Annotated in this window: 22 protein-coding genes; 11 read left to right on the top strand and 11 right to left on the bottom strand. The window is 32.6% G+C overall.

Annotation, left to right across the window (positions count from 1 at the left end; translation table 11 throughout):
- Window positions 1-59: 59 nt before the first annotated feature.
- From gshB to LBV24_RS07765, 5 genes are read left to right on the top strand one after another with little or no spacing between them, the layout of a single operon-like run.
- Entirely contained in the window at window positions 60-1,097 is a 1,038-nt protein-coding gene (gene gshB / locus LBV24_RS07785) for a glutathione synthase (protein WP_224478050.1), read from the top strand.
- Window positions 1,098-1,108: 11 nt separating this feature from the next.
- Window positions 1,109-1,930, top strand: a complete 822-nt coding sequence (locus LBV24_RS07780) for a sulfurtransferase (RefSeq protein WP_224478049.1) — start codon at window positions 1,109-1,111, stop codon at window positions 1,928-1,930.
- Window positions 1,930-2,265: a tellurite resistance TerB family protein gene (locus LBV24_RS07775; protein WP_224478048.1), complete on the top strand. Its 336-nt coding sequence runs from the start codon at window positions 1,930-1,932 to the stop codon at window positions 2,263-2,265. Before LBV24_RS07780 ends, LBV24_RS07775 begins: the two co-directional genes overlap by 1 nt.
- Window positions 2,265-3,101 (top strand): N-formylglutamate amidohydrolase, encoded by an 837-nt coding sequence (locus LBV24_RS07770; RefSeq protein WP_224478047.1) that lies wholly within the window; start codon window positions 2,265-2,267, stop codon window positions 3,099-3,101. Before LBV24_RS07775 ends, LBV24_RS07770 begins: the two co-directional genes overlap by 1 nt.
- Window positions 3,094-4,254: a flavohemoglobin expression-modulating QEGLA motif protein gene (locus tag LBV24_RS07765; protein WP_224478045.1), complete on the top strand. Its 1,161-nt coding sequence runs from the start codon at window positions 3,094-3,096 to the stop codon at window positions 4,252-4,254. Before LBV24_RS07770 ends, LBV24_RS07765 begins: the two co-directional genes overlap by 8 nt.
- Before the next feature lie 291 nt (window positions 4,255-4,545).
- Here the strand turns inward: LBV24_RS07765 and LBV24_RS07760 are convergent, their stop codons facing one another.
- The 3 genes from LBV24_RS07760 to LBV24_RS07750 form a co-directional block, all read right to left on the bottom strand.
- Entirely contained in the window at window positions 4,546-6,657 is a 2,112-nt protein-coding gene (locus LBV24_RS07760; protein ID WP_224478044.1) for a DUF4139 domain-containing protein, read from the bottom strand.
- Between the two features lie 364 nt (window positions 6,658-7,021).
- Window positions 7,022-7,444, bottom strand: coding sequence for a thiol-disulfide oxidoreductase DCC family protein (locus tag LBV24_RS07755; protein WP_224478043.1), 423 nt, complete (start codon window positions 7,442-7,444; stop codon window positions 7,022-7,024).
- Between the two features lie 58 nt (window positions 7,445-7,502).
- A complete protein-coding gene (locus LBV24_RS07750; protein ID WP_224478042.1) occupies window positions 7,503-9,671 on the bottom strand; it encodes an endonuclease MutS2 in 2,169 nt (722 codons plus the stop codon).
- A 100-nt stretch (window positions 9,672-9,771) separates the two neighbouring features.
- On the opposite strand from LBV24_RS07750, the gene LBV24_RS07745 reads away from it, so the two are divergent.
- Entirely contained in the window at window positions 9,772-10,446 is a 675-nt protein-coding gene (locus LBV24_RS07745; RefSeq protein ID WP_224478041.1) for a uracil-DNA glycosylase, read from the top strand.
- A 335-nt stretch (window positions 10,447-10,781) separates the two neighbouring features.
- Here the strand turns inward: LBV24_RS07745 and LBV24_RS07740 are convergent, their stop codons facing one another.
- Genes LBV24_RS07740 through LBV24_RS07720 form a run of 5 tightly spaced genes read right to left on the bottom strand, consistent with a single transcriptional unit; the run spans window position 10,782 to window position 14,728 of the window.
- The gene (locus LBV24_RS07740; RefSeq protein ID WP_224478040.1) at window positions 10,782-11,636 is read right to left on the bottom strand and encodes a substrate-binding domain-containing protein; all 855 of its coding nucleotides are present in this window, start codon (window positions 11,634-11,636) and stop codon (window positions 10,782-10,784) included.
- 1 nt (window position 11,637) lies between these two features.
- Window positions 11,638-12,510 carry a nucleoside phosphorylase gene (locus tag LBV24_RS07735; RefSeq protein ID WP_224478039.1) on the bottom strand — a complete coding sequence of 291 codons (873 nt, stop codon included), beginning with the start codon at window positions 12,508-12,510 and terminating at the stop codon, window positions 11,638-11,640.
- Window positions 12,500-13,441 carry a DUF1835 domain-containing protein gene (locus LBV24_RS07730; RefSeq protein WP_224478038.1) on the bottom strand — a complete coding sequence of 314 codons (942 nt, stop codon included), beginning with the start codon at window positions 13,439-13,441 and terminating at the stop codon, window positions 12,500-12,502. Before LBV24_RS07730 ends, LBV24_RS07735 begins: the two co-directional genes overlap by 11 nt.
- Window positions 13,442-13,446: 5 nt before the next feature.
- On the bottom strand, window positions 13,447-13,776 hold the full coding sequence (locus LBV24_RS07725; RefSeq protein WP_224478037.1) for a translation initiation factor: 330 nt from the start codon (window positions 13,774-13,776) through the stop codon (window positions 13,447-13,449).
- Between the two features lies 1 nt (window position 13,777).
- On the bottom strand, window positions 13,778-14,728 hold the full coding sequence (locus LBV24_RS07720; protein ID WP_224478036.1) for an isopenicillin N synthase family dioxygenase: 951 nt from the start codon (window positions 14,726-14,728) through the stop codon (window positions 13,778-13,780).
- A 145-nt stretch (window positions 14,729-14,873) separates the two neighbouring features.
- On the opposite strand from LBV24_RS07720, the gene LBV24_RS07715 reads away from it, so the two are divergent.
- Both LBV24_RS07715 and LBV24_RS07710 read left to right on the top strand, forming a co-directional pair.
- Complete coding sequence (locus LBV24_RS07715) at window positions 14,874-16,874, top strand: alpha-ketoacid dehydrogenase subunit alpha/beta (RefSeq protein WP_224478035.1); 2,001 nt, start codon at window positions 14,874-14,876, stop codon at window positions 16,872-16,874.
- A 110-nt stretch (window positions 16,875-16,984) separates the two neighbouring features.
- A complete protein-coding gene (locus LBV24_RS07710) occupies window positions 16,985-19,297 on the top strand; it encodes a T9SS type A sorting domain-containing protein (RefSeq protein WP_224478034.1) in 2,313 nt (770 codons plus the stop codon).
- Between the two features lie 84 nt (window positions 19,298-19,381).
- On the opposite strand, the gene LBV24_RS07705 is transcribed toward LBV24_RS07710, so the two are convergent.
- Window positions 19,382-19,519 carry a hypothetical protein gene (locus tag LBV24_RS07705; RefSeq protein WP_224478033.1) on the bottom strand — a complete coding sequence of 46 codons (138 nt, stop codon included), beginning with the start codon at window positions 19,517-19,519 and terminating at the stop codon, window positions 19,382-19,384.
- 303 nt (window positions 19,520-19,822) lie between these two features.
- Between LBV24_RS07705 and LBV24_RS07700 the strand changes: the two genes are divergently transcribed.
- Window positions 19,823-19,969, top strand: coding sequence for a hypothetical protein (locus tag LBV24_RS07700; protein WP_224478032.1), 147 nt, complete (start codon window positions 19,823-19,825; stop codon window positions 19,967-19,969).
- On the opposite strand, the gene LBV24_RS07695 is transcribed toward LBV24_RS07700, so the two are convergent.
- Entirely contained in the window at window positions 19,966-20,358 is a 393-nt protein-coding gene (locus tag LBV24_RS07695; protein WP_224478031.1) for an ExbD/TolR family protein, read from the bottom strand. The two genes, LBV24_RS07700 and LBV24_RS07695, sit on opposite strands and share 4 nt — an antisense overlap.
- Before the next feature lie 134 nt (window positions 20,359-20,492).
- Here LBV24_RS07695 and LBV24_RS07690 point away from each other — a divergent pair, with 134 nt between their 5' ends.
- Both LBV24_RS07690 and LBV24_RS07685 read left to right on the top strand, forming a co-directional pair.
- Complete coding sequence (locus LBV24_RS07690; RefSeq protein WP_224478030.1) at window positions 20,493-22,001, top strand: DEAD/DEAH box helicase; 1,509 nt, start codon at window positions 20,493-20,495, stop codon at window positions 21,999-22,001.
- A gap of 96 nt (window positions 22,002-22,097) precedes the next feature.
- Window positions 22,098-22,829, top strand: coding sequence for a hypothetical protein (locus tag LBV24_RS07685; protein WP_224478028.1), 732 nt, complete (start codon window positions 22,098-22,100; stop codon window positions 22,827-22,829).
- Here LBV24_RS07685 and LBV24_RS07680 read toward each other — a convergent pair.
- Window positions 22,819-23,376, bottom strand: a complete 558-nt coding sequence (locus LBV24_RS07680; protein WP_224478027.1) for a pseudouridine synthase — start codon at window positions 23,374-23,376, stop codon at window positions 22,819-22,821. The genes LBV24_RS07685 and LBV24_RS07680 overlap by 11 nt on opposite strands.
- Window positions 23,377-23,382 lie beyond the last annotated feature (6 nt).

The raw sequence follows: 23,382 nt of genomic DNA, 5'->3' as shown, positions 1-23,382 counted from the left end.
TGGCTCATTAAAAGTCACTAACTTTAAACATCTACATAACCAACTAAAAATTACAGTATATGAACATCTGTTTTATAATGTACCCTTGGGAAAATATAGATGCTGAAAACGATACCAGTTTAGCACTTATTAGGGAATGTGTAAAGCGTAAGCATGGTGTAGCAATGTGTACGCCTGCCAACTTAACCATTAGAGATAGTGTTACCAATGCATTTTGTAATGTTATTGGTCGAATGGATAAGGTACCTTCAACATTAAAAGCGTTTTATAGAAAAGCTGAATTGCGAGAAGAGATGCTGCCACTTGCAGGATTTGATGCTATTTTCTTTAGAGCCAACCCTCCTTTGGACCCAATAATGTTGAATTTTCTAGATTCAGTAAAAGATGATGTGTTTATTATAAATTCTCTTCAAGGCATGCGAGAAGCTAATAATAAACTGTATACTGCTGCTTTTGGTGATGCACATAGTAATATTATCCCTAATACACATGTATCAAAGAATAAGAATTATTTAATCAAACAAATAAAAGATTCCAAAGCAGATAAGATGATTCTTAAGCCATTAAATGGTTTTGGTGGTTCTGGAGTAATTCTGATAGAAAAATCTGCAATGAGTAATATTAATTCGTTATTGGATTTTTATATAACAACTGGTGATGGTGAGTCTAACTACGTAATTCTTCAAGATTATATAGAAGGTGCAGATCAAGGTGATGTTAGAATTCTGCTTTTAAATGGTGAACCAGTAGGTGCAATGAAGCGCGTTCCAGGTAAGGATGATCACCGTTCTAATGTCTCTGCAGGTGGATCTGTACAAAAACACACATTAACAAAAGCTGAAAAAGCGCTCTGTAAGCAAATAGGACCAAAATTGGTGAAGGACGGTCTTTATTTTGTAGGTATTGATGTAATTGGTGGTAAACTAGTTGAAGTGAATGTAATGTCACCAGGTGGAATTACCTATATCAACAAGGTCTATAAAAACAAGCGCAAAGTAGAGGAGAAGGTTATTGATTTTCTTGAAAGCAAGGTGATTGATAAATTACAAGCCTTTGATAGACGAACTAGATTGCGTAAAGCAGTTGATGAGGCATAATATTTAAATTGATGAACAAGTCTCTTAAACTTGCTTCTGATTTAGTCTCAGTTGGTTGGCTACATTCTAATTTACAACTGGAAAACCTGGTTATTCTAGATGCTACAATCAATAAAAAAATAGATGACGACTCACTATGTATACGAAATGCAAGATTTTTTGATATAAAAGGAAAATTTAGTGATCTCAATGCCCAATTTCCAAGTACGTTACCAAATGAAAGTCAATTTGAAAGTGAAGCTCAGGCCCTAGGGATTAATAATGATTCAGTAATTGTTGTATATGACGATAGAGGTATTTATTCTTCTGCAAGAGCTTGGTGGCTATTCAAAACCTTTGGATTTAACAATATCGCCGTTTTAGATGGTGGATTACCTGAATGGAAGTATAACAATTATCGACTTAGTAATTTTAATCTATCTAATATTGAAACAGGTAATTTCTTAGTTAAATTACAACCAAGTCTCATGACTGACTTTAATGGGCTTCAGTCTTATATCAATGATCCTTACGCTGTAATTATAGATGCTAGGTCTAGTGACCGATTTAGTTGTTTAGTTGATGAACCCAGGAAGGGCTTAAGACGAGGGACCATACCCAATTCAATCAATATTCCTTACACAGAATTATTGAACAAGAATAAATTAAAGCCCATTGAAGAACTTTCAACAATCTTTAATAAATTAGTAAAGAAAGAATCTAAGTTAGTTTTTAGTTGTGGTTCTGGTATTACTGCTTGTATACTAGCTTTAGGTGCAAAACTTTGTGATTATAATAACCTTGTTGTCTATGATGGTTCGTGGACAGAATATGGAACTCTAACAATTAAATAATGAAAACACTCGACTGGACACGTGATGAGCTTGTTGCTTACATTTTACTTTTTGCGGCCAATTCAGACTTTAAAGAAGATAATAAAGAACGCAATATTATTATTTCCAAAGTAGACATGTACACATTTCAGGAAATACATGACGAATTTAATAATGACAATGACTATCAAGGGATTCAAAAAATTATGACAAGCTTGCGTCAGCACAATTATGAAAGTGAAGATATTGAGGTACTTCTCGCAGATATTAGAACTTTATTCTTCGCAGACGGAGAATTTAATATTAATGAGCGCAACCTATTAAAATCACTAGAACGCCTTTTTAAAACTTTATAATGCAACGACTCTCCATAAATTCTATAATTAGTAAAATAGAAGCAGAGGAAATATTCCATGCTGTTTCTGATGATTATTCTTTCACATTAAAGATTGATAACTATGTACCATATGTCTGTGGTGCTGTTCATGACGGACACCAATTTAGAAGAGCACTTTGGGACAAATGTTTGCATACTGAATATGAGAGATGGTATGAGGAGGATCCAGAGACTAAAAATATGGTAATATCACATCCTATATTAATAGCAGGTTGTGATTCTAGATTTGAATACGACCTAAACCGTCCACCAGAGGAAGCAGTTTTTGAAACGGCTTGGGGTAAAGAACTTTGGAAAGAACCATTATCGGATAAAGAAAAAGCTCAGAGTCTTCAAAAACACAACAATTTCTATAAGGTGGTAGAAGCTTTAATTTCCAAGATTGAATCTAAATTTGGCGTATGTATAGTTTACGACATGCATAGCTACAACTGGAAACGTTGGGATAGGGAAGTGCCTACATGGAATCTAGGAACCTCGAATATTGATAATGAAAGGTTTGGAGACCAAGTTGAATCATGGAGACAAATGTTGGCTGGTATTAAATTGCCACATGGCATTAAGCAAACAGCTTCTGAAAACAATACATTTTATGGTAATGGATATTTTTTAAAATTCATTACCAAAAACTTTCAGAATACATTAGTTTTGGCGACTGAAATTGCAAAAGTCTACTGTGATGAATTAGATAGGATAATTTATCCCGAAGTAGTAGTTGCAGTTGAAGAACAATTGAGAACACTTTTGCCTAAACATGCTGAAGCATTCTACAACACATTTAAACTAAATGTCTAAAATAAGGACTACAGACGAATACCAAGATTTATTTGATATAGATGGAAATCTTAATCGATTGGTTAGGAATATTGAACTCCTAAATTATATCAACCCACTAAATATTGCCTCTGAGAAGAAGAAGTTTTTTTCTGCTAAGTATAACTATGAACCAGAGTTTAAATATCCTAAGATTAGGTTTAATGGATATAAGTTACATCGTCTGTTCTTTTCTCAACGTTTGGAGCGTATTACAGATAATGATATTAGACAATTATATGAAGATATTATTTATGAGTATTCTGGGTTAATAGAATGTATAGAGACCATTGGTCATGGTAGGAAATTTTATTTTAATAGTCTTAAAAGCTTCGGTACGCCAACTGAGAAAGATTTAGACAATGCAAAATTCATTCTTCGTTTTGATGATTCTAATTTTAATGAAGAAATGCTTCCAATGTACAATTCTGCCGAGGCAAGAGAATATTTCGATGAGTTTTCTAAGCGTTATGATTTTAATTACAATATTAAAATATCCAATAATCTCTCTGCGGCCGCAATGGTACTTAATAATACACAAACACTAGTATTAAGAAAGAGCCACAAGTTTAGTCTAAATCAACTAAAGGTACTTACAAATCATGAGATTGGTGTGCATATGGTTACTACATTTAATGGTTTAATACAGCCTTTAAAAGTATTCTCAAATGGATTCCCAAATAATGTAGAGACTCAAGAAGGGCTTGCTGTATATTCAGAATTCATGAGTGGCTGCCTAACTATTGAAAGATTAAAGGAACTTGCATTTAGAGTTATAGCTGTAGATAGCCTACATAAAGGTTACAGTTTTGCAGACACATTCCATTTATTACACAGCCAACATAAGCTCAATAGAGATAAAGCTTTTGTTATAACATTAAGGGTTCATAGAGGAGGAGGTTTTACAAAGGACCACCTTTATTTACGTGGTATTAGAAATGTATATAAGTATGCTAAAAATGGGGAAGACTTAGGGATACTTTTAACTGGTAAAGTAAGTCAAGAGTATATACCAACAATTGAAAAACTACAAGAATTAGGATTGGCTGTTCCACCTAAATACTTTACGGATGCCTATGTGAATAATGATAATATGGATCCTAATTTAGATTTCATTCTCAAAAGTTTAAAGTAACTTCTAGAAATTTAGCAAAATGTAAAACCCCAAAGCTAGAGGTTTTCAGTCTATCATCATCAATGATACTAATTGCAGGTTAGACATGTCTCCAATTAGAATTCAACTCATTCCTAACTAACTGAAGCTAGGGTTGAATCAACATTTTCTTGCTTTGAGGTTCGCTACATTACTAAGCTTAAAACCATTTACTTAAAAAGCTTAAGTCTAAATTAATTGAGTTATCTATTTTAAAAAACCAATACTGAGTGTATTGGTTTCTTTAGTAAGTGAAATGTGCATTTTACTGAGTTATAAATTTATTCGTTTTCCATTGGGGTATTTTACCGAATACGAATGTTTTACTTTTTGGCTTTCACCAGATTTTAAATCAATTATCCATTGTAAAAGTCCTTTCTCTTTATCGTATTGCGAATTGCCTGTGTTAATATCATCTAGTTTTATAGATCTGTCTTGAGTTAACGGAATCCTATCTAACAATGTCAATTGTATATCTGTTGTCTTGTTATTTCTTACTTCAATATCAAAAGCTTTATAAACTACTTTGTTATTACCTATAAAGGTTGATTTTTTGAAGTCTTTGTTTTGAGTGCGTTTTACGATAATATTTGGATCAACTCCCAATGATATTGTTAGGCTATCCGTAGTTGCGCCAGGATTGATATTTGTTTTGCCAGAATAGCTACCTTCAAAATAGATGTTAGCTTCAGCTGGTAAGAGGTTATACTTTTCCCAATTACCAATTTTCGCTGTAAGAAATACATTTTCATTTAAAACAGGAGCAGCAAAATAATCGTATTTAGTTGGCACATCAAAATTGTTTATTTCAATAACAGTTATATCACCATCAGATGGTATTGTATATTTCTCTTCAATTTCAAACCTAGTATTTGTTATACCAGTCTCAACTACAACACCTAAATCATTTATTTTTCTTTTAGAACTATTTAATGTTTTGATAATAAAAACACCGTTTGATGCTCTATTGCCATATATAGCCGTTGCCCTTGAGTCTTTTAATACTTCTATTGATTCAATGGTGTCAGGATTTATATTTTTTGCAGCACTAGCTTTTACTGCCACTCCATCAACGATATACAATAGGTTGCTTTTGCCGTTAACCGTATTTGACCCTCTAAGTGTAATTCCCGCTGCTTTACCATACAAACTATTAACTATATCTTCAGAATAGACGGTTGGTGAGTATTTAAAAGAATCGTTTGTTGAGGTAGCATAACCAGTCACCACAACTTCTTCTAATTGGTCGCCCTCATTTAAGCTTACATTCATTATGCTAGAATGAATAGGTAAAACCTCATTATCCATTCCGACATATGAATAGATCAACTCCTCGTTGCCACTTGTTTTTAATGTGTACCTGCCATCAAAATCTGTTTGTGTACCGTTGGTAGTTCCTTTTTCAATGACTGTCACACCTGGTAATGGTAATCCATCTGAAGAAGAGGTTACAACACCAGTTACTGTTTTCACTAAAGGATTATACTTGTAATTGTAACTACGGGTTGATCGTTTAGAATTGTAATTACTATATGGACTAATAAAATTGAGGAATTTTGGATTAAGGATCGGTTTCTCATTGTTTGTATTAGGATCACCTGTGGACAAAATCAGTTTTACATTAGACCATTCACAACCTGTATTTTGGTATACATGGGCTTTATATTCTAATCTTATTGGTTTATTGATTTCATTTGCTTTTAGATCATAAATAGGAAACCAGCCGGCTTCTTTAATATTATATGAAATCTTTAGGTTTAGTGATTTTGCTTTGTTTGTATTAAGCTTAAGCTTTATTTCTCCGGTTTGTATCTTTTCATCTACAGTAAATTCATTCAATTGATTAACAACATCAGATTTTTCTAATTCATAGTCTCTAATTTTAGAATTAGAACTATTGATGTCTTTCTTTAGTTCAGTTATTCTTTTTCTAAAGTAATTGGCAAAAGCCTTAAGCTGATCTAGATTTACTACTTCTGTTTCATTGCCTAAGCGCTTATTGTTCTGTATTAAACTCATCTCTTCGTTGAAACCAGAAATTAAATCATATTGCTCTTGTATTTTGGCATTAATGATTTTAAGCTCTTCTTTTAATTTTACAATTGAATCCGTCTGTTTTTGCTTAGAAAGGTAGTTAATACCATAGTTTATAGATAATATCGAAGCACCATTAAGACCTGATATCTGAATACTACTTTCATCAATATGAGGCGATAATTTATTAAAAGTCAATTCTGTTGTGCCAGATTCTATATTGACCTTGGCTGTTCTGTTTATTTCTGCTCCATCTAGATACACAGTAACCTTGGCTATCTTACTTTGTTCTTGACTTTGAACTGGAATAGTTAGGAGTATTAAAAAGATTAAATGAATAATAGTTTTCATAATGGTTAATGTTTTGATTTAGTCAAAACTATTATTGATTAGTCACGATAAAAACCATAAATGAGTTTGTATTGAATTAGATTTAGTAAAATGTATGATGGAATGAGTGAAATGGAAATAACAAAGTGCATCTCATAGAAGATTTTAACCTTTTCTATTTTTTAATCAAAAGATTTGACGATACATCGAATTTATTTAATCAGATTAACTAGATGCTCTATTTTTGATTTAACAAAACAAATGTGCTATTAATTATTTGTTGTTTCCCTCATTCAGCAAAAATTTAAAATTTGTTTAGACACGATAGTTTTAAGTAAATTGTTAATTTAGAAAAGCCTTTTAGAATGGATGCTAAGAGGCTTTTTTATTTTATAAACTTGGCCTGCAATTCTGGAGTGGGTATCATGCAAGCACCTTTTTTTCCAAACCATTTATATCTGTTTTTTGCAATAAAATTGTATACCCAATTTCTAACAACAGTCGGAATAATAAGGAATACAGATAATAATTTAGTTGGGTAGTCTAACTGATTTGCTATGCGAAGTGCTGCACTAGATTTGTAATATATTTTATCCTTTATAGGATCATATAATAATATTGAATCTATTTTCTTAGTATTTATTTTAAAATAGTTTATGATTTTGTTACCAATTTCGCTCTGTAATGGAGCGAATAAAAATCTTTCCTTTTCATCACGTTTTATAATATACAAAACACTGTTATTGCAAAGATTGCAAACGCCATCAAAAAGAATAAGTTGCTTAGATTTTGGAACTTCCTTAATCATAATGCAAAGGTAATTCATTAATAAGCAATGCCAATATGGGTTAACACTAACTTAGTAGTTATTTCTTCTTAGCCTCAACCAGTTCTAGTAAATCTAAACTTACATTAGTTGTAAATAAGCCATAGTTTACTGTGGCCTTATTTTTTTCTATTGTATCGATTGACCCGACGGCTCTACCATCATGCATACGTACACGATCTCCAACTTTTAATATTGGTTTAGGTTTATCAATCACAACTTCTTTCTTTTTTGCTGCTTTTTTCTTTCTACGGATTATTTCAACCTTTTTCTCAGCTTCTTGTTTTATCTGATTTTCCTTAGCTTTTTCAGAACGTTTTTGTTTAGCCGACATTTTTTTACGCTTAGAATTTTCAATCTGTACTAATCGGAATAATTCTGCCATTAACTCGCGCTTCTTTTTATTGTTCTGAAACTTTTCCGCAAGGTCATTCACTTTTTGTCCCAAGTAAATTAAGCGTTGATTACTATCGTAAAGCTCTTGAAAACTTTCTAATTTCTTTTGAATTTTGGCATTTGTAAGTTCTAATTTTTCGGCCTCAGAAAGTTTCTTCTTTTCATTTGCCTTTAAAGACTGTTCTGTCTTTTCTAATCGGCTTCTTTGTTTTTGTAGTTTCGCAATTGTTGCGTCAAATCTTACCTTACCACGCTCAATCTTCTTTTTAGATTTATTTATAAGGCTATATGGAATACCATTCTTTTGAGCAACCTCAAATGTAAATGAACTACCTGCTTGACCTGTTACCAATTTGTACATGGGTTCTAAACTCTTTTCATTAAAAAGCATGTTGGCATTTTGCATATGAGGTAATTCGTTTGCCAATAATTTTAAGTTGGAGTAGTGAGTAGTGATTATACCAAAGGCTTTTCGTTCATAGAATACCTCTAAAAAAGTTTCAGCGAGTGCACCACCTAGTTCTGGATCACTACCAGTACCAAATTCGTCAATTAAGAATAGTGTTTTAGAATTGCACTTCTTTAAAAAGTAATTCATTTGTTTTAAGCGATAACTATAAGTGCTTAAATGGTTTTCAATGGATTGATTATCTCCAATATCACTTATAATCCTATCAAATAAACAAGCCTTACTACGCTCATGAACAGGAATTAAAATACCGCTTTGAAGCATGGCCTGTAAGAGTCCAACAGTTTTTAGAGTTATACTTTTACCACCAGCATTAGGTCCTGAAATAACTATAATTCTCTTTTCATTCCTTAAACTTATAGATTGAGGGAATGTTTTTTCACCCTTTTCTTTATTTGTAAGAAAGAGGAGAGGGTGATAGGCATTGATAAGATTCAATTCTCGAGCATCCGTAATTTCTGGTAAAATGGCATTAATTGATTTTGCATATTTAGCCTTTGCAGAAATAACATCTATTTTAGTTAAAAAAGATTGGTAATCATTCAATAGTGGAAGAAACAAACGAATATAATTTGTCAATTCTTTCAATATTTTAATGACCTCTTCCTTTTCCTCGTATTCTAAATTATTTAGTTCTCTTGTATGTTGTAGTGTAGTTTCTGGCTCTATATAAACAATGCTACCAGTTTTACTGCCACCCATTATTGCACCCTTAACTTTCCTTCTATACATGGCCTTAACTGCGAGAACCCGTCTATTATCAACTACAGATTCTCTTATGTCATCTAAATAATCTAGGCCATGATATCTGTTAAGTGCAGATGAAAAACTACTATTTATTTTACCCTTTAACTTATTTATTTCTTTTCTTAATTCTAATAATTGAGGAGATGCATCGTCTTTAATATCACCAAATCGATCCACAACTGCATCAACCTGTTCAATAATGCTTGTAATTACTTCAATATGTTGGCTATATTGATATAATTCTGAATAGTATTCTTTGAATTTATCTAGGAATTTTACAATACTGTTTACTGTTAATGAAATACTTACCAATTTTTGTAAACTAGGAACTTCTAAATATGTGTTTTCAATTTTTAATAACTGAATCTCCTTTGTTATGGGCTCAAAACCATGGTTAGGTATTCTATTGTCATTATCAAACGAAGATAAATACTCATTGACATAGTCTAACTCACGCTTAAGTTTAGTTTCAGCTTCAAAGGGAATAATAGATGAAACAGCCTCTTTTCCTAAAGAGGTGATAGCGTATTCACTGATTTGTTCTAAAACCGCAAAAAACTCAAGGTCTTTTAAGGTTTTTTCATGAATTTTTATCATGTCTGTTTCAGAATTAAAAACGCAAATTTACGGTAATTACTCTAATAAGAATAATATGCAAGGTTGGCATGATATGCTTATTTTTGAAAAAACTACTTAAATGAATGTTTCAATAGATCCTAGTTGGAAACAATATTTGCAAGCAGAGTTTGATAAACCTTATTTTAAGAGTTTAGTAGAATTTATTAAATCGGAGTATAAAAATTATACTTGCTTCCCAAAAGGGCCCCAAATATTTAATGCTTTTAATCATTGTTCTTTCGAGGCTGTAAAAGTTGTAATTATTGGGCAAGACCCATATCATGGAATAGGGCAGGCAAATGGCCTATGCTTTTCAGTAAATGAAGGTATACAACATCCACCTTCATTAAAAAATATTTTTAAAGAATTAGAAGATGATTTAAATATTGATTATCCTATTAGCGGAAATCTGGAAAAATGGGCAGATCAAGGTATTCTTTTATTAAATGCAACATTAACCGTTAGAGCAAACCAAGCTGGAAGCCATCAAAATAAAGGTTGGGAAACTTTTACGGATAAAGTTATTCAAATCCTCAGTGAACAAAAAGAAAATATCGTCTTTATGCTTTGGGGTGGATATGCGAGAAAGAAAAAGAAATTAATCAATACCAATAAACACTTCGTATTGGAGGCTGGTCATCCATCTCCATTGAGTGCAAATAGAGGGTACTGGTTTGGAAATAAGCAATTTAGTGAAACTAACTCCCTGTTGCTGCAAGCTGGGCTGTCTGCAATTGAGTGGTCACTAAAGTAGGTTTCTCGTTTCTTATTATTTGTGGCTTTTTGTTATTTACCTTTTTAGTTGATTTATTACAACTAAATAATAAAAGTAAAAAATTTACCGCCACTAAAAAACTTAAAATCAGAGTAATTGTTAATAGCATATTAATCTGTTTTTTGTTGTTAATAGCACTTAGAGGGCTCGTCAAATATAATTAAAAAATTGAAAATCTGGTGTTTACGGGCATTTTTTGTAAGAAAAGTGGGTCAATATGGGCAAAATTATACGTATTTAGTCGAATAAAACAGTCGTTTAATCGATAAAAATTAAGAATATCTTAAAATTAACGTCGTTTTAATAAAAAATTACTAAATAATTGTAATTAATTCTGAGTATTCCATTTTTTTTGGAATTATGTCCAATTTCAAGAGTTCATCTTGAACATTTTCGATGGTTTTTTCATCAATTACCTCTTGAGACCATTCTGTAAGTGATAACCATTCTTGTACATCTTCCAGTTTTTGATCGTACCTATTTGCAATGGTTTTATCGATACTTGGTATAGATTTAAAATCAGTAGTTGTAATATTAATGATATCTAAAATTGTTTTAAGGTCTTCTTTTTGATTTTCGATGAATTCGTTACGTACTGCAATAACAAAACATGGCCAAGGGGAAGGGCAATTGCCTATGCGTCTAAATGTTCCATTATCAACTAAGGGTTTTGTGGTGAATTTTTCCCACATAAAATAATCTGCTACTCCATCATTCAAGCCCTTCACCGCACCATCAAGATTTTTAATGACTTCAAACTTTAAATCCTTATTTAAATCCCAGTTATTATTTTTGGCATTTATATAGGCCATAAGATGGGAGCCTGAACCATATCTACTTATTGCAGCGCGAGTACCTCTTATATCTTCCAAAGATTCAAATTTTGAATTAGTCGCTACATGAATTCCCCAAATTAATGGAGTTTTCACGAAAGTCTGAATAATTTTAGAAGGGTTGCCCGCAATAATATCTTTTATGATACCCTCAGTAAGAATAACAGCTATGTCAATTTCTCCAGAACGTAAAGCTTTGCACATTGCGCCAGTACCACCATAATAATCATGCCATCTTAAATTAATTCCGGCATCCTTGTATTCACCATTCTTTAGAGTTAAATACCATGCAAGATTGAAATGTTCAGGAACACCTCCTATATTCACTTTTTTCATATCAGATATTAACGATGCGTTCTAAGGCATATAAGATTAATTTCTCAACTGTTTTTTTAGGATTTTTACTAAAATCACCATTGGCTCTATTTGCTATAATAGCATTAAGCGATAAGGCTTCATGTCCTAAAAGTTTGGAAAGTCCATAAATAACTGAGGTTTCCATCTCAAAATTGGTGATTCTAAATTCCTTATAACTGAAGTTATCTAGTTTTGAATTCAGTTGGTCGTCATGCAAGGGTAGTCTTAGCACTCTTCCTTGTGGGCCATAAAAACCGCCAGCAGTTCCGGTCATACCCATAAAAACTTTTTCACTTTTGAAGTATTTTTCTAAATACTTGCTATTATTAATAATAATTGGTCTTGCTTTATTCTTATCCCAATTGGTATGTTTAATAAATGCATCTTCAATTTCTGGATTGCTAATACCATTAATTTGGTAAAAATGAAGCATGCCGTTTATATCTAAACCATGTGTGCTCATTACAAAGGAATCAACAGGAATATCTGCCTGTAAAGACCCTGAGGTGCCTATTCTTATAATATTTAGACTGGTTAATTCTGTTTTTGGTTTACGTGTTTTTAAATCTATATTAACTAATGCATCAAGCTCATTAAGTACGATATCAATATTATCAGGACCAATACCTGTAGAAATTACAGAAATCCTTCTGTCTTTATAATACCCAGTCTGTGTTTTAAATTCACGTTTTTGAGTACTAAACTCAATGCTGTCAAAATGTTTTGTGATTTTCTCAACTCTATCTTGATCACCAACAAAAATGATAGTATCAGAAATATCATCTGGTTTCAAGTTTAGATGATAAACACTGCCATCTGGGTTTAATATTAATTCGGAATTTTTAATTGACATGCAATACCGTTTTTACAAGTTTATTTTGATCTACACTAAATTGGTATTCTAACCTTTTAACACCTCCATAGCTCATATCATTATTGACTTCCGTGGCATAATTATACCTTCTCAATAATGCCTCGTGTCCTTTTCTGTTTAGATTTATACCTTCCTCAGAAACCTCAAAAAATATGGACAGTTTATCGATTAATCTCTTCATCTGTAAATCACCATATCCATAAAAACCTTGATAATTTAAACAGTAACCCATTAAATGATGTTCTGAGTTAATCTGGTTGTCTCTAATTAATCTAAGGATATTATCTTCTAAAACACTTAAACCACTCTTTTGGTGAGGAAATCGTTTCAAATGAGCTTTTAGGCAATTACTCATATATTTGAAGTTAGAATTTGTTACTATATACGGTTTTAAAATATTGTGATCTTTACCACAGTATGTTCGCCATAAGGCAACTGCCAAATCTTTGTCATCTTGAGTTAACAATACCTTGTCATTATAGTGTTGTTCTATTTGATCAGGACTAAGTTCTCCTAATCCTTTTAGGCTTTTTTCTCCTTCGACTCGTCCGCTACAAATTAAATACAATGGTTTTTCTATTTCTTTTTGATGCAAAAGATTAATGACACCAATTAAATTAATGTGACAAAACAAATCATATTCAAACCAGAGATTTATCTCATCGTACTTTTCAACATCATCTAGTTTTGATAACTCTTCCTTAAGTTCATTTGTGTCAACTTCAATATCATAGTAAGATTTTAAAAAATCAGCTCTAATTTCGAAAAACTCTTCTGAGTCAATTTTTGGTATAGTTGGCCCTTCGCAAAGTATTTCTTGCCAAGTTAATATATCATCTTTATAGCCTAGTTCTCTCAAATAATCAGTTAGAACATTACCATTAGTAATATGTAAACAAGTTTTACCCATAATAATTAACCTCCAACTCGTTTAACGTTAAATCCTTTATCTTTTAACATGGACATAATTTTATCTCTGTAATCACCTTGAATAATGATTTTGTCATCCTTAAAACTACCACCAACACTTAATTTAGATTTAAGCTCTTTTGCTAGTTTCTTAAAATCATTAGTTGCACCAGTATAACCTTCAAGAATTGTTACTGGTTTACCTTTTCTTTTTTCGTATTTGCAAATTATCGGATCATCTTGCATCCAAACATCACTTTCTTTTTCCTTCAGGTTTTCATCAGGAACTTCAACGTGATCGGGAAATAAATTTTTTAATTGATCTTTTAAATCCATTCTATTTCTTTATCAAGCCAAGTTCAACAAGTCGTTCATTTAAAAACTCACCTGCAGTAATATCATCGAATTGTTTAGGATTCTTTTCGTCAACACAACTATCCAATACATCTAATTTCATTTCACTAATTGGGTGCATAAAAAAAGGTATTGAATATCTAGAAGTTCCCCAAAGTTCACGTGGTGGATTTACAACTCTATGAATAGTAGATTTTAACCTATTGTTTGTATGTCGTGAAAGCATGTCGCCAACATTAATCATTAATTCATCTGGTTCTGCAATAGCATCAATCCACTCACCATCATGTCTTTGTACTTGAAGGCCTCGACCTTGTGCTCCCATTAATAAAGTAATGAGATTTATATCACCATGAGCTGCTGCTCGCACGGCATTCTCAGGTTCTTCAATAATTGGTGGATAATGAATAGGTCTTAATATAGAATTACCGTTATGTATGTACTCGTCAAAATAGGTTTCTTCCAAATTTAAATGCAATGCTAAAGCGCGCAATACATACTTTGCAGTCTTCTCCAGCATTTGATATGCCTCTTTACCAACTTTATTAAATTCAGGTACTTCTTTAACATCTACATTATCAGGATATTCTTTTTTCCTTTCTTCATCATCCTCCACGTATTGTCCAAAATGCCAGAACTCTTTTAAATCGCCTTCTTTCTTTCCCTTGGCACTTTCTTTCCCAAAAGAGACATAGCCTCTTTGACCACCAATCCCAGGGATTTCATAACTTCTTTTTGTTTCAACTGGCAAACTAAAAAACTTTTTTACTTCATTGTAAAGTCTATCTACCAAATTGTCGTCCAAAAAATGGCCTTTTAAGGCAACAAAACCAATTTCTTCGTATGCCTTTCCTATTTCGTTTATAAACTTTTGCTTTCGCTTAGGATCATTAGAAATGAAATCCATTAAATCTACGCTAGGTATTCTATCCATTAGATTGTGTTTTATTTTTCTTCAATATACAAATCTAACGAAAATACTACTAAAATATTAGGTCCGATTTATTTACAATTTAAAGGTGTTTATATAAATGTTGCATCAAATTTATTTACATTTGAGATAATCTTTAAAATGCATTATGCCCACCATAACTAAGAGCAATATTAATTACGATAAAAGGGATTTAAATGATAAAGTTTTACTGAGACTTTATTACAATATGCTAAGGCCAAGGTTAATTGAAGAAAAGATGTTAATTCTTCTTAGGCAAGGCAAAATTTCAAAATGGTTTTCTGGTATAGGACAAGAGGCTATTTCTGTTGGAGTAACAATGGCCCTAAAACCGAGTGAGTATATACTTCCGATGCACAGGAATTTAGGGGTTTTTACAACACGTGAAATCCCATTACATCGTTTGTTTTGTCAGTGGCAAGGAAAAGCGAGTGGTTTTACCAAAGGTCGTGATAGATCTTTTCATTTCGGAACACAAGACTATAATATCGTGGGAATGATTTCTCATTTAGGTCCGCAATTAGGAGTTGCTGATGGTATAGCATTAGCTAACCTTCTTAAAAAAAACGGACAAGTTACAGCGGTTTTTACAGGTGAAGGAGGTACTAGTGAGGGAGATTTTCATGAGGCTTTAAATGTTGCTGCTGTTTGGCAATTGCCTGTAATTTTTTGTGTTGAAAACAATGGTTATGGATTATCAACACCAACAAATGAACAATACCGTTGCAAACATATAGCAGATAGAGGTAAAGGTTATGGCATGGAGTCTTTTATATTAGATGGCAATAATATAATTGAGACTTATACTAAGGTTAAGAAATTAGCTGAAAGTATAAGAAAGCGTCCAAGACCAATCCTTATTGAATTTAAAACATTTAGAAGAAGAGGTCATGAAGAGGCGAGTGGTACAAAGTATGTGCCGAATGAATTAATGAAAGAATGGGAAGCTAAAGATCCTATTGAAAATTTCCGAAGTTACTTGTTTAGTAAGAAGATTTTAAATCAAGAAATCGAAGAGCAGTATAGCTCCGAAATAAAAGCAGATATAGATAGATCATTGGAGTCAGCTTATGCTGAAGAAGTTATCACGCCGAATAAAAGTGATGAATTAAGTGATGTTTATAAATCATTTGAATATCAAGATATTGCACCTAATAAAAAAGTAAATGAGTTAAGATTGATTGACGCAATTTCAGAAGGATTAAAACAATCAATGGAAAAGCACAAAGATCTTGTTATTATGGGACAGGATATTGCTGAATATGGTGGTGTTTTTAAAATTACAGAAGGCTTTGTTGAACAATTTGGAAAAGAACGAGTTAGAAATACGCCTATTTGTGAATCTGCTATAGTTGAAGCTGGCATGGGATTATCTATTGCAGGTTTAAAAGCCGTTGTAGAAATGCAGTTTTCAGACTTTGTAACCTCTGGGTTTAATCCAATTGTAAATTATTTAGCAAAATCACATTACAGATGGCAACAATGTGCTGATGTTGTTGTACGTATGCCATGCGGTGCTGGTGTAGGAGCAGGTCCTTTTCATTCTCAGACAAATGAAGCCTGGTTTACAAAAACACCTGGACTCAAAGTAGTATACCCAGCATTTCCTTTTGATGCTAAAGGGTTGTTAGCAACTGCAATTAATGATCCAAATCCGGTAATGTTCTTTGAGCATAAGGCATTATATAGAAGCATACGTCAAAACGTGCCAACTGATTACTACACATTGCCATTTGGTAAGGCTTCTAAGGTTAGAGAAGGTGAGGATATAAGTATAATTACATATGGAGCTGGTGTGCATTGGGCTATTGAATCACTAGATGCTAATTCTGAAATATCTGCTGATCTTATTGATTTAAGAACACTACAACCGTTAGACATAGAATCAATAATACATTCAGTTAAGAAAACAGGCAAAGTGCTTATTCTGCAAGAGGACTCTTTGTTTGGTGGTATTGCGAGCGATATCTCAGCATTAATTATGGAAGAATGCTTTGAGTTTTTAGATGCTCCAGTTAAACGCTTGGCAAGTATGGAAACACCTATTCCGTTTGCTCAACAATTAGAAGATCAATATTTAGCTAAATCTAAGCTTAATGATGTTTTAAAAGAGTTGGTCGCTTATTAGTTTATCGGAATTTTTAGTGCTTTGTACAGTCACAATCCACAAAAGTTAAAAATATCTTAATGCTTTCCAATTAAATTGGTAAATTGGGAACGCTAAAAAAATTATCTAAAATGAAAAACAAACTACTATTGTTGGTGCTTTGCGTTTCAGCATTTTCATTCGCGCAAATAATACCGGATGATGTTAAGCCACCAAGCTGGAAACAGCCCAATGAATTTACTGCAAGTTCAAAACCATTTAAACTTCAATCATTCGACTTGAAGAGTATTCAAGATGAAGATTTAATTAATGACAAAGACAAGTCAAAACCATGGCGTTTTGGACACGAATTGTACGTTGATCACAATTTCAATGAAATAGGTGAATGGACGACTTTACCTAATGGAGATAAGGTATGGAGAATGTCTTATACATCTGAAGGAGCATTGTCATTAAACTTTTTCTTTGATGTTTTTTGGATACCTGAAGGTGCCAAATTGTATGTCTACAATAATGAAAAAACAGATATTATTAGACCTTTTACACATCACAATAACAACCCTGAAGAAGTGTTGGGTACATGGCTAGTTGAGGGAGATCAAGCATGGATAGAGTACCACCAACCAGCTAACGTTTTTGGACAAGCAAAATTAACAGTAGGCTCTGTGATCCATGGTTACAGAACTGCTGAAACTTACCAAAAGGCTCTTAATGATTCTGGAGCTTGTAATCACGATGTAGATTGTGATATAACGCCTACAGGTGCTGATCCATATGGTTTAGATACTGTAAAAGAAAATATTAAAAAAGCTGCGGGTATGCTCGTAACTGGTAATACTGGATTTTGTTCTGGTACTTTAGTGAATAATACTAATAATGATGGAACACCCTATTTTATGACAGCCAACCATTGTGGTTTTTCTACTGGGTGGGCTTTTCGATTTAATTGGAGAAGTCCAAACCCATCATGTGGAACCTTTACAAATAGTACAAATGGTTCATTTAATCAAACCGTAAGTGGAGCAGTTTTAAGAGCAAATAGCTCTCAATCTGATATGGCATTAGTAGAAATTACAGATACAAGTTTCTTTAATAACAATCCAGATGTTGTTTGGGTAGGTTGGAATAATTCAACAACGCAAACACCAAATGTTAATTTTGGAATACACCATCCAAGTGGTGATATCCAAAAGGTATGTAGAGAGGATGATGGCGCATACAGAGCAGTTGTAAATTTTAACGGCAATTCTAATACACAAATGTGGTATATTGATGAGTGGGAACTTGGTGTAACAGAACCTGGATCTTCTGGTTCTGGTTTATTTAACGAAAATGGCGAATTAATTGGTGTGCTTTCGGGTGGTGCAGCCGCTTGTAGTGGTACAGCGAATAACGGTCAATATGACTTTTATGGTCGTTTTGGTGTAGCATGGGATTTTGGTAGTTCAGCATCTTCAAGATTAAGAGATTGGTTAGATCCAGGAGATACTGGAGTGACTGAAGTGGGCCAATACCCTAGTTTAGAAACATACGACAATGATGCTAGAACATCTGCAGGTACTAATGATGCATTATTATGTAATGCAGGATTTACACCTGATGTTACTCTGATAAATCCTGGTAATTTAAATTTAACCTCAGCAACTGTATCTTATTACCTTGATGCTGAACCGAGCACAACAATTAATTGGACAGGAAACTTGGCAACTGGTCAGAGTGAAATAGTAGCAAATCCTGTATATAATAGTTTAGCACCAGGAAACCATACGTTTACTATTATGGTATCTAATCCTAATGGAGTAACAGATGAAAACACATCAAATGACAATTTCGCATTTTCATTTGAAGTTTCACCAGAGTACTCAACCAATGACATCATTCTTAATATCACTACAGACAATTATGCAAGTGAGACCACATGGGAGGTAAGAAATAGTTTGGGGGTGTTAATTAGTAGTGGAGGATCAGCATATGCCAATGCCACTACTTACCAAGAGACAATTTCAATTCCTGCATTTGATGAATGTTATACATTTACAATTTTAGATTCATTTGGAGATGGTATTTGTTGTGGATTTGGAAGTGGTTCTTATAGTTTAGAGGATGGAGATGGAAATGTAATAATAGCAGGAGGTGATTTTGGCGCTAGCGAATCAGTTTTATTTAAAGCATTGGATCCACTTAGTATTGATGATAACTCACTAGGAGATTATGTTTCAATTTATCCAAACCCAGTTAAGGACGAATTAAATATTCGTACACAAAACATTAGTGAAGTGTTGGATTACGAAGTTGTAAATGCTCTAGGTCAGAGTGTTAAATTAGGTGAGTTACCTGTTAATACACTAAATAGAATTTCATTATCAGAATTAAGTACCGGTATTTACTTTATTAAACTAAGTACTGCGACCAGTAGTTTTGTTCAAAAAATTATTAAGGAATAATCTAAAGATTCTACAATAAAATAAAAGCCAGTTTATTTAATAAACTGGCTTTTTACTTTGATTGACTTTGATTAGGTTCAATTCTCATAACTTGATAGTTTCTAAGTCATCATCTAAACTGTTAGATGTATTGACAATTTTTGATAAAGCTCTCATAACTGTTTGATTTAGTGATTGATGAATTACGTTATTATCTATAACGTCTTTTACTGTTCCAGGCATGACTTTTTGTACCTACTGTAGTACCTGTTAATTGATTGTTGTCTAATGTTCTCATAATTGTTTGATTTAATGATTGATGAATTACGTTATTATCTATAACGTCTTTTGTTGTTCCAAGTATGGCTTTTTGTCCCTACTGTTGTACCTGTTAATTGATTGTTGTCTAATGTTCTCATGATTTTCGTTTTTAATTGATTACACAATATAGACGACACAAAAATTAATTTGTTACAGTACTTTGCATTGCATAGTAGTAATTTAACAGACTTTAACTATTTACGAATTATTTTAACTTCTGAAACAATGAAAGGGTACGCCTTTTTAACTGTAAATAGTTCATATTTAGATAACTCGTTAGGAGCCTTATTAAAAAACCGTTCAGCATATTTTTCTCTTAAATGGAAGTATGCTTTTGTTAATTCATCTTGTACAGCTACAAATGCTTCTTAAGATGTTAATGCATCATGGCTCAGAGATATGACTGCCTTTTTGGGATGATCTGAAGATTGTTCATTCTTATTTCCATTACAATAACCACAAGAATCTGAGCCGTTATTATCAACGAACTCAATTACGAATTGTTTTAATTTCTCAATAGGGACGATTTCATTCTTTACCATTATTTCATTTTCAGCATTAATATTAATTCTCAATAAATTCCTTTCCGCGATATCTGCTTTGCAATTTGTTCCTGGAGGACATTCTGCAGATAATTGTCGTAAAATTCCTTTGTCTGCAGATATTGTAGTGGTTACTAAAAAGAAAATAAGTAATAAAAAAGCAATGTCTGCCATAGAACCTGCGTTGACCGTCGCAGATTGTCTTCGTGAAGTTTTCATAATTTGAATATTTAAAATGTTAGTACTGTAAAGGCACAAGAACAATACCAATCTTGTTAAAGGTTATTAACAATAGCTACCAGAAACACTTACAATGTGCTATTTTTGCAAAATTAATGACTTAGCAATTTTCAATGTCTACAGGAACGTTAAACGAGAATATTACAGAGAAGCGCCTTTATGATTATCAGATTAAGGATCTCAACCGCATTTTTGATGTAATGGATGAGGAAGATGATAATTTTAATTTGCTGTATCAATTACCAACAGGAGGAGGGAAGACTGTAATTTTTTCTGAGATAGTAAGACGGTACATTGAAAAACACAATAAAAAGGTGGTAATCTTAACGCATCGTATTGAGTTGTGTAGACAAACTTCGAATGTTCTTACAGGATTTAAGGTTAAGAATAAAGTCATAAACAGTAAGGTTAAAACCTTACCAGATCAAGAAGATTACAAGTGTTTTGTAGCAATGGTTGAAACACTTAATAATAGATTGTCAGATAAAGATTTTGAGTTGAATAATGTTGGACTTGTTATCATTGACGAGGCTCATTATAACTCATTTAGAAAGCTGTTCAAATTTTTTGAGAACTGCTTTATATTGGGAGTTACTGCAACACCTTTAAGTAGTAATATTAAGTTACCAATGAAAGATAACTATGATAAACTTATAGTTGGTGATGATATTGCTACACTTATTAAGAATGGATTTTTAGCTACAGCGGATTTATTTCACTATGATGTTGGTTTAACCTCATTAAAAATAGGTATTAATGGAGATTATACAGTAAAGTCTTCTGAAGCACTTTACACCAATACATTAATGCAATCTAAGTTGCTAACGGCCTATGAAGAATTAGCAAAAGGGAAAAAAACACTGATTTTTAATAATGGTATATATACGTCAAAGGAAGTATATTATACATTTAAGAAAGCTGGTTATAACGTACAGCATTTAGACAATACTGCTAGTAAACAAGAGCGTAAGGATATTTTGAAGTGGTTTAAAAATACTCCAGATGCTGTGTTGACTTCGGTCAGTATTCTCACCACCGGATTTGATGAACCAACTGTAGAATCAATCATACTTAATAGAGCTACTCGGTCATTAACTCTATATTTTCAGATGATTGGTCGTGGTAGCAGAATTTTTAAAGACAGAACCACTTTTCAAGTTATAGATCTTGGTAACAATATTGCAAGATTTGGACCTTGGAGCCAACCTGTTGACTGGCAACACATTTTTAAATATCCGGATTTATATCTGGAGAATATTATTGATGATGAGTTATTAGAACGCGACTTTGTTTATGTTATGCCAGATTCTGTAAAGGAACAATTTAAAAACTCTCCGAGCTTGGAGTTTGATGTTAAAGCCACTTATAAAGATGTAATTAACTCAGGTAAAAAGTCTTTTACGGTCATTGAACGATCAATTGCCCAACATTCTCAAATGTGTATTGAAAACAGCGAGGATGTATACGATGCAAGGGCATTAACTAAGTTGCTACAAGATGATATTGCATACCGTATCAAACAATATAGTTACTGTATTATGAATAGTACAGATAATTATAAAGATTGGCTTTTTGAAGAATATAACAGGAAATTGAGAATAAGTTTTAACGGTAAGTTTTAACGTTTTTTTGTAAGGAATTATATTTTTTAGCGTTTATTTTGAAATAGGTACAGTTTTTGAGCACAAGTTTAAAAAAGAATTCTAGTCTAAATAAAAGTGAAAACACTCAAATCTATATTAATTGTTTTTAGCATGTTATGTGCCACAATGGTGTATTCTCAAGTTAAGGACAAGAAGACTAAATCCATAAGAATTCCTGCCGAGAAGTCAGATAAGGAAAAAGACTCCATTCCATTAAGAATAAAGGTAGCACCAAAATTAGAAAAGGAAGACGATAAAAATTCAGGTTCTAAAAACGACACTAAGAACTTTAAAATGAAAGAATCTGAGAAGCCATTCTCTATGGTTTATGATGATGGTTTAAAAAGTCCAGGTGAGATTTACGAAAAACGTTGGAAGAAAGAACTTGTAAAAGGTGGTGTGATCAAAACAATGTCAGATCAGTTTCTTGGCGAGCACAATGTGGATACAAAGTTTGTTAATATAGTATGCAGAGATCATGAGTTTCCTGATGGTGACAGGGTGCAGATTGTATTAAATGGTTATATAGTAAAACATAATCTGTTACTTACTAACAGTTACAGAAGAGTTGAAGTTAACCTGGCAGAAGGTAAAAATATAGTAGATATCATAGCGCTTAATCAAGGTGATTCTGGCCCAAATACAGCTGAATTTGTAGTTTATGATGATGCAGGAAAAGTAATTTCTTCAAAAGAGTGGAATCTCTTAACTGGTGTGAAAGCTAGGATAATCTTCAATAATCAAAAAACTGTAATAAAACCTAAAGCAGGAGATAAGGAAGACAATGACGAAGCTTCTAATAATTAAGTTTAGAAATATCTCCAGGTTTCATGCATTCTAATTTATAATTTCCAATACGTACTCTTACCAAACGTAGTGTTGGAAATCCTACCTTGGCAGTCATTTTCCTTACCTGTCTATATTTACCTTCTTTTAATGTAATTGAAATCCATGAGGTCGGACCATGACGTTCTTCTCTCACAAACCTATCAATAATGTGGCTTGTATTAGATAATAATGAAACATTGCAAGACTGTGTTTTATAGGATTCACCTTTAACAGTAATATTCACACCATTTCTTAATTCAGTAATTGCTTTTTCGTCAATGATACCATCTACCATAACGTGGTATTCTTTTTCAATTTTAGAACTTGTTATCAATTGGCTAAACTTGCCATCAGTTGTCAGTAACAACAAACCTTCAGATTTTTCGTCTAATCTACCAACAGCCATAGTATCTTTAGGAAATTCACCAAGCTCACCTAAAAGATGCTTACTTTTCCTTTTTTTCTGGTTGTTAACAAATTGACTTAGAAACCCATAGGGTTTATATATTTTGTAAAAATAATGCACGTTTTT

Origin of the sequence: Winogradskyella vincentii, from assembly GCF_020166345.1 — a bacterium.
Classification (GTDB): domain Bacteria; phylum Bacteroidota; class Bacteroidia; order Flavobacteriales; family Flavobacteriaceae; genus Winogradskyella; species Winogradskyella vincentii.
This window is presented reverse-complemented; position numbering and strand designations above follow the sequence as displayed.

What these genes read in the sequence shown, in the direction of transcription:
- LBV24_RS07760 (WP_224478044.1), bottom strand. Translation starts at nt 6,657, where the DNA reads ATGAAAACTATTATTCATTTAATCTTTTTAATACTCCTAACTATTCCA.
- LBV24_RS07690 (WP_224478030.1), top strand. Translation starts at nt 20,493, where the DNA reads ATGTCTACAGGAACGTTAAACGAGAATATTACAGAGAAGCGCCTTTAT.
- LBV24_RS07725 (WP_224478037.1), bottom strand. Translation starts at nt 13,776, where the DNA reads ATGGATTTAAAAGATCAATTAAAAAATTTATTTCCCGATCACGTTGAA.
- gshB (WP_224478050.1), top strand. Translation starts at nt 60, where the DNA reads ATGAACATCTGTTTTATAATGTACCCTTGGGAAAATATAGATGCTGAA.
- LBV24_RS07755 (WP_224478043.1), bottom strand. Translation starts at nt 7,444, where the DNA reads ATGATTAAGGAAGTTCCAAAATCTAAGCAACTTATTCTTTTTGATGGC.
- LBV24_RS07720 (WP_224478036.1), bottom strand. Translation starts at nt 14,728, where the DNA reads ATGGATAGAATACCTAGCGTAGATTTAATGGATTTCATTTCTAATGAT.
- LBV24_RS07700 (WP_224478032.1), top strand. Translation starts at nt 19,823, where the DNA reads ATGAAAGGGTACGCCTTTTTAACTGTAAATAGTTCATATTTAGATAAC.
- LBV24_RS07750 (WP_224478042.1), bottom strand. Translation starts at nt 9,671, where the DNA reads ATGATAAAAATTCATGAAAAAACCTTAAAAGACCTTGAGTTTTTTGCG.
- LBV24_RS07735 (WP_224478039.1), bottom strand. Translation starts at nt 12,510, where the DNA reads ATGTCAATTAAAAATTCCGAATTAATATTAAACCCAGATGGCAGTGTT.
- LBV24_RS07695 (WP_224478031.1), bottom strand. Translation starts at nt 20,358, where the DNA reads ATGAAAACTTCACGAAGACAATCTGCGACGGTCAACGCAGGTTCTATG.
- LBV24_RS07710 (WP_224478034.1), top strand. Translation starts at nt 16,985, where the DNA reads ATGAAAAACAAACTACTATTGTTGGTGCTTTGCGTTTCAGCATTTTCA.
- LBV24_RS07705 (WP_224478033.1), bottom strand. Translation starts at nt 19,519, where the DNA reads ATGCCTGGAACAGTAAAAGACGTTATAGATAATAACGTAATTCATCAA.
- LBV24_RS07780 (WP_224478049.1), top strand. Translation starts at nt 1,109, where the DNA reads ATGAACAAGTCTCTTAAACTTGCTTCTGATTTAGTCTCAGTTGGTTGG.
- LBV24_RS07765 (WP_224478045.1), top strand. Translation starts at nt 3,094, where the DNA reads ATGTCTAAAATAAGGACTACAGACGAATACCAAGATTTATTTGATATA.
- LBV24_RS07770 (WP_224478047.1), top strand. Translation starts at nt 2,265, where the DNA reads ATGCAACGACTCTCCATAAATTCTATAATTAGTAAAATAGAAGCAGAG.
- LBV24_RS07715 (WP_224478035.1), top strand. Translation starts at nt 14,874, where the DNA reads ATGCCCACCATAACTAAGAGCAATATTAATTACGATAAAAGGGATTTA.
- LBV24_RS07730 (WP_224478038.1), bottom strand. Translation starts at nt 13,441, where the DNA reads ATGGGTAAAACTTGTTTACATATTACTAATGGTAATGTTCTAACTGAT.
- LBV24_RS07775 (WP_224478048.1), top strand. Translation starts at nt 1,930, where the DNA reads ATGAAAACACTCGACTGGACACGTGATGAGCTTGTTGCTTACATTTTA.
- LBV24_RS07740 (WP_224478040.1), bottom strand. Translation starts at nt 11,636, where the DNA reads ATGAAAAAAGTGAATATAGGAGGTGTTCCTGAACATTTCAATCTTGCA.
- LBV24_RS07745 (WP_224478041.1), top strand. Translation starts at nt 9,772, where the DNA reads ATGAATGTTTCAATAGATCCTAGTTGGAAACAATATTTGCAAGCAGAG.